Annotated in this window: 2 rRNA genes; both read left to right on the forward strand. The window is 57.5% G+C overall.

Annotated elements, in window-relative coordinates:
• A 23S ribosomal RNA gene (locus ACFY2L_RS38940) occupies window positions 1-1843 on the forward strand; the annotation flags it as partial.
• An 88-nt stretch (window positions 1844-1931) separates the two neighbouring features.
• Window positions 1932-2048 (forward strand): 5S ribosomal RNA (rrf, locus tag ACFY2L_RS38945).

The raw sequence follows: 2048 nt of genomic DNA on the forward strand, positions 1-2048 counted from the left end.
AGCCCCAACGGGTGCTGTGATGGGTAGGGGAGCGTCGTGTGCCGGGTGAAGCAGCCGCGGAAGCGAGTTGTGGACGGTTCACGAGTGAGAATGCAGGCATGAGTAGCGATTCACACGTGAGAAACGTGTGCGCCGATTGACTAAGGGTTCCTGGGTCAAGCTGATCTGCCCAGGGTAAGTCGGGACCTAAGGCGAGGCCGACAGGCGTAGTCGATGGATAACCGGTTGATATTCCGGTACCCGCTGTGAAGCGTCAAACATCGAACCAGGCGATGCTAAGTCCGTGAAGCCGCCCCGGAGCCTTCGGGCAAAGGGGAGTGGTGGAGCCGACGAACCAGACTTGCAGTAGGTGAGTGATGGGGTGACGCAGGAAGGTAGTCCAGCCCGGGCGGTGGTTGTCCCGGGGTAAGGGTGTAGGCCGTGCGATAGGCAAATCCGTCGCACATCAAGGCTGAGACCTGATGCCGAGCCGATTGTGGTGAAGTGGATGATCCTATGCTGTCGAGAAAAGCCTCTAGCGAGTTTCATGGCGGCCCGTACCCTAAACCGACTCAGGTGGTCAGGTAGAGAATACCGAGGCGTTCGGGTGAACTATGGTTAAGGAACTCGGCAAAATGCCCCCGTAACTTCGGGAGAAGGGGGGCCATCACTGGTGAGAGGACTTGCTCCTCGAGCTGGGGGTGGCCGCAGAGACCAGCGAGAAGCGACTGTTTACTAAAAACACAGGTCCGTGCGAAGCCGTAAGGCGATGTATACGGACTGACGCCTGCCCGGTGCTGGAACGTTAAGGGGACCGGTTAGCTCACTTTCGGGTGGGCGAAGCTGAGAACTTAAGCGCCAGTAAACGGCGGTGGTAACTATAACCATCCTAAGGTAGCGAAATTCCTTGTCGGGTAAGTTCCGACCTGCACGAATGGCGTAACGACTTCTCGACTGTCTCAACCATAGGCCCGGTGAAATTGCACTACGAGTAAAGATGCTCGTTTCGCGCAGCAGGACGGAAAGACCCCGGGACCTTTACTACAGTTTGATATTGGTGTTCGGTTCGGCTTGTGTAGGATAGGTGGGAGACTGTGAAGCTTGGACGCCAGTTCAGGTGGAGTCGTCGTTGAAATACCACTCTGGTCGTGCTGGATGTCTAACCTGGGTCCGTGATCCGGATCAGGGACAGTGTCTGATGGGTAGTTTAACTGGGGCGGTTGCCTCCTAAAGGGTAACGGAGGCGCCCAAAGGTTCCCTCAGCCTGGTTGGCAATCAGGTGTTGAGTGTAAGTGCACAAGGGAGCTTGACTGTGAGACCGACGGGTCGAGCAGGGACGAAAGTCGGGACTAGTGATCCGGCGGTGGCTTGTGGAAGCGCCGTCGCTCAACGGATAAAAGGTACCCCGGGGATAACAGGCTGATCTTCCCCAAGAGTCCATATCGACGGGATGGTTTGGCACCTCGATGTCGGCTCGTCGCATCCTGGGGCTGGAGTCGGTCCCAAGGGTTGGGCTGTTCGCCCATTAAAGCGGTACGCGAGCTGGGTTTAGAACGTCGTGAGACAGTTCGGTCCCTATCCGCTGTGCGCGTAGGAGTCTTGAGAAGGGCTGTCCCTAGTACGAGAGGACCGGGACGGACGAACCTCTGGTGTGCCAGTTGTTCTGCCAAGGGCATGGCTGGTTGGCTACGTTCGGGAGGGATAACCGCTGAAAGCATCTAAGCGGGAAGCCTGCTTCGAGATGAGGACTCCCACCCACTTGATGGGGTAAGGCTCCCAGTAGACGACTGGGTTGATAGGCCGGATCTGGAAGCACGGTAACGTGTGGAGGTGACCGGTACTAATAGGCCGAGGGCTTGTCCTCAGTTGCTCGCGTCCACTGTGTTGGTTCTGAAACCACGAACAGCCCCATGCCTGGTCACGGTGTGGTGCGGCTGACAGTTTCATAGTGTTTCGGTGGTCATAGCGTGAGGGAAACGCCCGGTTACATTCCGAACCCGGAAGCTAAGCCTTACAGCGCCGATGGTACTGCAGGGGGGACCCTGTGGGAGAGTAGGACACCGCCGAAC

Source organism: Streptomyces sp. NPDC001381 (assembly GCF_042895685.1).
In the GTDB taxonomy this organism is placed as follows: Bacteria; Actinomycetota; Actinomycetes; order Streptomycetales; family Streptomycetaceae; genus Streptomyces.